This is a genomic window from Mycobacterium sp. UM_Kg27 (genome assembly GCF_000972905.1).
GTDB lineage: Bacteria > Actinomycetota > Actinomycetes > Mycobacteriales > Mycobacteriaceae > Mycobacterium.
Genome location: NZ_JRMM01000045.1, coordinates 21,692 through 28,435, shown reverse-complemented (window position 1 = coordinate 28,435; position 6,744 = coordinate 21,692). Strand labels below are relative to the sequence as shown.

8 protein-coding genes are annotated in these 6,744 nt (G+C 67.1%); 2 read left to right on the top strand and 6 right to left on the bottom strand.

Going from position 1 to position 6,744, the window contains the following annotated elements; genetic code table 11:
- The 6 genes from LI94_RS09560 to LI94_RS09535 form a co-directional block, all read right to left on the bottom strand.
- A partial coding sequence (locus tag LI94_RS09560; protein WP_046301037.1) for an ATP-binding cassette domain-containing protein occupies positions 1 to 485 on the bottom strand: 485 nt, incomplete at its 3' end.
- Positions 486 to 537: 52 nt separating this feature from the next.
- Positions 538 to 1,452: a phosphate ABC transporter permease PstA gene (gene pstA, locus LI94_RS09555; protein WP_024443902.1), complete on the bottom strand. Its 915-nt coding sequence runs from the start codon at positions 1,450 to 1,452 to the stop codon at positions 538 to 540.
- The gene (gene pstC / locus LI94_RS09550) at positions 1,449 to 2,402 is read right to left on the bottom strand and encodes a phosphate ABC transporter permease subunit PstC (RefSeq protein WP_024443901.1); all 954 of its coding nucleotides are present in this window, start codon (positions 2,400 to 2,402) and stop codon (positions 1,449 to 1,451) included. Before pstC ends, pstA begins: the two co-directional genes overlap by 4 nt.
- A 74-nt stretch (positions 2,403 to 2,476) precedes the next feature.
- Entirely contained in the window at positions 2,477 to 3,595 is a 1,119-nt protein-coding gene (pstS, locus tag LI94_RS09545; RefSeq protein WP_046301036.1) for a phosphate ABC transporter substrate-binding protein PstS, read from the bottom strand.
- Positions 3,596 to 3,707: 112 nt separating this feature from the next.
- On the bottom strand, positions 3,708 to 4,616 hold the full coding sequence (mshD, locus tag LI94_RS09540) for a mycothiol synthase (RefSeq protein WP_046301035.1): 909 nt from the start codon (positions 4,614 to 4,616) through the stop codon (positions 3,708 to 3,710).
- The gene (locus LI94_RS09535; protein WP_024443898.1) at positions 4,613 to 5,383 is read right to left on the bottom strand and encodes a response regulator transcription factor; all 771 of its coding nucleotides are present in this window, start codon (positions 5,381 to 5,383) and stop codon (positions 4,613 to 4,615) included. The genes mshD and LI94_RS09535 overlap by 4 nt, the downstream gene beginning before the upstream one ends.
- Positions 5,384 to 5,465: 82 nt before the next feature.
- Here LI94_RS09535 and lmeA point away from each other — a divergent pair, with 82 nt between their 5' ends.
- Together lmeA and LI94_RS09525 are read left to right on the top strand one after the other, a co-directional pair.
- Complete coding sequence (gene lmeA / locus LI94_RS09530; protein WP_046301034.1) at positions 5,466 to 6,236, top strand: mannan chain length control protein LmeA; 771 nt, start codon at positions 5,466 to 5,468, stop codon at positions 6,234 to 6,236.
- Positions 6,233 to 6,667 (top strand): thioredoxin family protein, encoded by a 435-nt coding sequence (locus LI94_RS09525; protein ID WP_024443896.1) that lies wholly within the window; start codon positions 6,233 to 6,235, stop codon positions 6,665 to 6,667. Before lmeA ends, LI94_RS09525 begins: the two co-directional genes overlap by 4 nt.
- The last annotated feature ends 77 nt before the right edge of the window (positions 6,668 to 6,744 follow it).

Sequence of the window (6,744 nt, the reverse complement as noted above, 5' to 3'; positions counted from 1 at the left end):
GCTCGCGCGATGCACAACCGCTGCTGTTGCCCACCGGAGAGCCCGCCGCCCGGCTTGTCCAGCCGGTCCTTGACCTCGTTCCACAAGTTCGCGCCACGCAGGGAGAACTCCGCGGTTTCGTCGAGCGTGCGGCGGTTGCGGATTCCCTGCAGTTTGAGTCCGGCCACGACGTTGTCGCGAATGGACATGGTAGGGAAGGGATTCGGGCGCTGAAACACCATTCCGACGGATTGACGAACGCCCACCGGGTCGATTCCGGGACGGTAGATGTTCTCGCCGTCGAGCAGCACCGAGCCCTCGATCCGGGCCCCCGGCGTGGTCTCGTGCATCCGGTTGAGGGTGCGCAGCACGGTCGACTTGCCACATCCGGACGGACCGATGAACGCGGTGACACTTCGCGGCGCAACCGACAGCGACACGTCGGCCACCGCGTGAAACGACCCGTAATAGATGTTGAGGTCGGTGAGATCCAACCTTTTAGCCACCGTGCAGCTCTCCTTGTTCGCCCACCGCTACGCGCTGGTTGTCCAGACAGATCTAGAACTTCTTGGGAGCGAAGATGCGCGCCCCGAACCTGGCCGCGACGTTGAGTATCGCGATCAGCAGGATGAGAGTCAGCGCAGCGCCCCAGAGCCGATCTGTGGGAACCGCGCTCGCGCCCGCACCGGCCGACGTCTGGTCATACATCATGCCCGGCAGCGACCCCATGAAGCCGTGGAACATATCGAAGTTGATCGCCTGCGAATAGCCCACCAGGATCAACAGCGGCGCGGTCTCGCCCATCACCCGGGCCAGCGCCAACAGAATTCCGGTGACGATGCCCGACAGCGCGGTCGGAATCACGATGCTGGTGATGGTCTTCCACTTCGGGGCGCCCAGCGCGTAGCTGGCCTCGCGCAGGTCCATCGGAATGATCCGCAGCATCTCCTCGGTGGCTCGCACGATCACCGGCACCATCAGCAGCACCAACGACAGCGACACCGCGAAGCCGGACCGGTGAAATCCCAAGGTGGCCACCCACAACGCGTAGACGAACAGCGCTGCAACGATCGACGGCACCCCGGTGAGGATGTCGACCATGAAGGTCGCGAGCTTGCCCAGTCGGGTACCGGCACCGTATTCGACCAGATAGATCGCGACGAAGATCCCAATCGGGATCGAGATGGCCGCGCACAGCAGTCCTTGCAGCAGGGTCCCGATGATCGCATGGTAGGCACCGCCGCCGGCCACGAACGCCGTCATGCCGGCCTGCGAATGGGTCCACCAGGTACTGGTGCTGACGGCACCGAAACCGAAGTCGAACACCGAGTACATCACCCATACCAAGGGCACCAACGCCAAGGCCATCGCGGCGGTGACCAGCACCGTCGCAATCGAATCGGCCACCCGTCGGCGCAGGCCCACCCCCGCGAAAGTGCGCAGCTTGACGGGCCGGTCCAGCAACGCGGTCATGAATGAACCTTCTGGGTGATCGCGACGCGCGCCATCGCGTTGACGATAAGTGTCAGCACGAACAGCACCAGGCCGGCTGCGATGTAGGCGCCCGCCTTGTACTGATCGTTGAATTCCGATGCGGTGGCGGCGATCTTGGTGGCGAAGGTGGAACCGCCGTCGAACAGCGACCAGTTGAACGCCTTCTGTGTGGAGCGCAGGATGATCAGCAACGCGACCGTCTCACCGAGCGCTCGGCCCAAGCCCAGCATCGCGGCACTGATGTAGCCAGAGCGGCCGAACGGCAGCATCACCATCTTGACCACCTCCCAGCGGGTCGCCCCCAGCGCCAGGGCGGCCTCGACCTGACCGCGGGGCGTCTGAGCCAGCACCTCGCGGGTGACCGCGGTGATGATCGGCAGGATCATCACCGCCAGCACGATTCCGCCGGTGAAGATGGTGCCCCCGCCCGCCACCGAGGCGTTGCCGTCGGCGAACAGGAAGAATCCGGAGAGATGCTCGTTGAGCCATAGCGCGACGCCGCGCAACTGTGGGGCCAGCACGTACAGGCCCCAGGCTCCGTAGATGATCGACGGCACGGCGGCCAGCAGTTCGACCAGGTAGCCCAGGATCCCGACGAGCCGTCGCGGTGCGTATTCGGCGAGATAGACCGCGACGCCCAGAGCAACCGGCATGGCCAGCAACAGGGCGAACACCGAGACGAACACCGTCACCTGCAGCATCTCCGCGATGCCGAAGTGCATGGCGGAGGTGTTGGTGGTGACCCAACTGCCGCCGTAGGTGAAGAAGTTCTCCCGGTTGCGCTGCAGGGCGGGTATCGCCCGCAGCAGCAGGAAGCCTCCGACGGCGCTGATCAAGACGATGATCAGCACCCCGGAGCCTTCTGCGACCAGGCGGAACAGCCGATCTTGCAGTCGGCTTCCGGTGGACCGCAACGCCGTCGGGGTCACCGACGGCGTCGATGCAGGCGCGGACACAGACGAGTCAGCGATGCCTACACCCCCTCATCGCTTGCGCACGGCGGCTACTGGATCGCGTCGATGGCGGCACTCAAGCGCCGTTTCAACTGGTCCGGCAGCCGGACGTAACCAGCGGACGACAATTCGTCCTGGCCGCTGGTGGAGGCCGTCCTCAGGAAGGACTTCACGGCCGCCGACGTGTCGGGGTCGTAGCCCTTGGAGCAGACGATCTCATAGGTAACCAAGACTAGCGGGTAGGCCGCGGCCTGCTTGGTGCCGTAAAGCGACCTGAGGTCCAGCCGCATGTCGTTGCTGTCCTCGGACACGAACCCAGCGGACTGAATCGCGACACCAGCCGATTCATCGGTTGCGGCGACCACTCCAGAGCCCGAGTCGATCATCGCCGACCGCAGGTTGGCCTGGTCGGCGAAGCCCTTCTCGACATAGCCGACGGCACCGGGCGTGCTCTGGACCGCCTGCACGACGCCGGCCGACTTCTGCGCGCCCTCGCCGACGCCGCCCTGGAATTCGCTGCCCTCGCCCTTGGTCCAGGTATGCGGCGCTGCCGCGCTGAGGTACTTCTGGAAGTTGTCGGTGGTGCCCGACGAGTCCGAGCGGTAGATCGGCGTGATGGCGATCGCCGGCAGTTCCTCGCCCGGGTTGAGGGCCACCAACGCGGGGTCGTTCCAGCTGGTGATGGCGCCGCTGAAGATCCGGGCCAGCACGTCGCCGTTGAGGACCAGGTTCTCCACCCCGTCGAGGTGGTAGGCGATGCTGACCGGTCCGAACACCAGCGGCAGGTGCCATGCCGGGTTCTGGCTGCAGCGGTCGGCCGCCTCGGCGACCTGCGCCTCGCTCAGCGGCGAGTCCGACCCGGCGAAGTCGACGTGCCCGGCGATGAACTGCTCGCGGCCCGCGCCCGACCCGGTCGGGTTGTACGACAGGTTCTTGCCCGAGCACTGTTTGCCCCACACCTGGTTGAACACAGCGATCGCGTTCTGCTGAGCAGTCGATCCCTCAGCGGTCAGCGTGTCCTTACCGGCGCACTCGGCGGAGTCGGCTTTGCCGGAGGTGGTGCCGGTTCCCGCCGGACTTGCGGCGTTGTCGTCGCTGCCGCAGCCACTGAGCGCCAGACCGGTCATTGCGGCCGCTACCAGCGCAAGACCCGCCTTTGTGCGTTTCATCAGTTCTCGCTTTCTCGCTTCGGCGTTCCAATCTCTCCGGGAACGTATGCGGCACTTATGGATGGCAACCACCTGCCAGATGAACGGGCGGTGAATAGATTCCGGAGCCGCCTCAGAACTGGTCCACCGCGGCGTAAGCGGTATCGACACTGTGCACGACAAAGCCCAGCTGCTCGTAGGTGCGCAACGCCGCGGTGTTGTCCGCCTCGACGTAGAGCAGCACGATCGGCTCCTCGACGTCGGCCAGCCGGTCCGCCAGGTAGACCAGGCCGATTTCGGTCAGCACCCGGCCCAGACCGCGGCCCTGGGCGGCCGGATCGACGCCCACCACGTAGACCTCCCCGGCACGTTCGGCGCCCGGTTTGCCGGAGTGGATCTTGGTCCAGTGAAACCCCAGCAGCACCGGTCCGTCGAACGCCAAAAACAGTCCGGCCGGATCGAACCATGCCTCGGCGCGGCGCTGGGCCAGGTCCTCCGCCGTCCAGCCGCCCTGCTCGGGGTGCCAGGAGAACGCGGCGTTGTTGACCCGCAGCAGTTCGGCGTCGTCGTCGGGGCCCGCATAGGTGCGAATCGTCACCCCGGAAGGAACCTTCGGCTCCGGCACGCCCCGCAGCGACCGGCGCATCTGCAGCAGTTCACGCACCGCGGTCAGTCCTAGCGCCTCGGCGGTGGCTCGGGCGGCGGGCAGAGTGCCGTGCGCCCAGAACCGGCTGCCGCCATCGCGGTGGGCCAGCGCGGCGCGGACCATCGCCGCCCCGATACCGCGCCGCCGGGCGTGCGGCGCCACCACCAGTTCCGCCATCGGCGCGGCGTCCTGCGAGCCCGCGGTCAGATTCAGATAGCCCAGCACCGTTGCGCCGTCACCGGCGACCAGATGTTCGGTGCGGGAAGCGGTGAGCTCCCGCAGTACCTGCTCCCCCACCGGGGCGACGCCGTCCTGACGGCCGGCAGCGGTGATCAGCTCGCGAATCTGCCGCTGCTGGTCATCGGTCAGTGCGACATGCCATTGCGGGGCGGTCACTGACTGGTCAGCGGCTCGGGCGCACCGCCGTCGGCGCCATCGAGGTCCTCGACCATGTCGTTGTCGTCCTCTTCGTCGGAGGCGGTCGAGGAGTGGCCCCGCACCGGCCGAACCGCTTTGTAGCCGACGTTGCGGACCGTGCCGATCAGCGACTCGTATTCCGGCCCGAGCTTGGCGCGCAACCGCCGAACGTGCACGTCGACCGTGCGCGTACCGCCGAAGAAGTCGTAGCCCCAGACCTCCTGCAACAACTGCGCCCGGGTGAAGACCCGGCCGACGTGTTGAGTGAGGTACTTGAGCAGCTCGAACTCTTTATAGGTCAGGTCCAGCGGACGGCCCCGCAGCCTGGCGGTGTAGGTGCCCTCGTCGATCACCAGCTCGCCGAGCTTGGTCTGACCGGAGGCCTGCTCGGCGGCAGGCGCGCCGCGGCGCCCGGTCAGCAGCCGCAACCGGGCGTCGGTCTCGGCTGGTCCGGTACCCGGAAGCAGGATCTCGTCGATACCCCACTCGGCGTTGACCGCCACCAGTCCGCCCTCGGTCACGATCGCGACCACCGGGACCGATCCCGCGGTGGCGCTCAGCAGCCGGCACAGCCCGCGTGCCGCGGCCAGATCGGTGCGCGCATCGACCACAACCACCTCGGCCGAACCGGCCTCAAGCAGCGCAGAAACCTCGGGCGCGGCGGTCCGCACAGTGTGTGCAAGCAGCGACAGCGACGGCAACACCCCGTCGGGGTGCAGGTCAGCGGTCAACAGCAGTAGCTCCAATAGAGGCCCTCCAGCGTCCCAGGTGATCTAACGATAGCGTGCGACCTGCCAGAATGACCTAGTGCGCAGGGTGCTTATCGGTATGTCGGCCGCGATCGCGGCACTGGTCTTGGTGACCGCCGGGGTCGATTTCGGCGCGAGCGTCTACGCCGAGTACCAGTTGTCACGGGCAGTACGGCAGGCCACGGCCCTGCGCGCAGACCCGTTCGTGGCGATCCTGGGTTTCCCGTTTCTGCCGCAGGCGCGCCGCGATCACTACACCGAGGTGGAGATAAAGGCCCCGGCCGTCGAGCAGCCGATTATCGGCAAGTCGATGCTGGAGGCCACCATGCACTCGGTCGACCTGACCCAGGCCACCTGGCGGTTTCGGCCGGACGCCCCGATCCCGGTGGCCAGACTGGAGAGCCGAATTATCATCGGCTCTGTGCATTTGGGCCGCTACCTGGGCATCCGCGACCTGATGGTGGAGGCGCCGCCGGCCGAGACCAACGACAACACCGGCGGCACCACGGAGTCCGGAATCTCGAGCAGCCACGGGCTGGTCTTCACCGGCACGCCGGAGGGATTCGGCAAGCGGGTGAGCGTGGCCGTGGACCTGTCCATCGGTGGGGAAGATCACAGCACGTTGGTGATCACCCCGACCGGCATCCTCACCGGCCCGGACACCGCCGACCAGAGTGTGCCGGATGAGCAGCGCGCCGCAGTGCTCACCGCGTTCCGCGGCAGTTTGCCGCAGCAGCGGCTGCCGTTCGGGTTGGTACCGACCAGTCAGGGTGCGCGCGGCTCCGATGTGATCATCGAGGGCATCGCCGACGGAATGACGGTCACCCTGCCGGAGTTCCGCCCAAGATGAGCATCGTCGCGATCGTCGCCGCCCTGGTGTTCGCCGCCGCGACCGGATGGTGGCTGAACCGGCGGGCCGGGGTGTTGCGCCAGCTGCCCGACTCCGGGACTCAAGGCGACGACGCCGCCGCTTCCGAGGCCGCCTTCTTGGGGCTGGAACCGGGACGCCCCGCGGTGGTGCATTTCTCGGCGCCGTGGTGCGGACCGTGCGCCGGCGTGCGCCGGGTGGTGGAGAAAGTCTGTGATGACCTCGGGGGCCCGGCGAAGGTGGCCCATCACGAGATCGACATCGACGCCAATCCCGAAGCCGCGCGCAGGTTTTCGGTGCTGTCACTGCCGACCACTGTGATTTTCGACGGCGAGGGACGCCGACGGTACCGCGCCGCGGGCGTCCCGACGACCGCGGACCTGCGTTCTGCGCTGGAACCTCTGTTGGCTTGACCGCCCCTGGGTTGGGTAGGCTGTATGCCGTGTTCGCCCGCCTTGAGCTTGTGCTCACCAAGCGCCGCGCAGTCGAC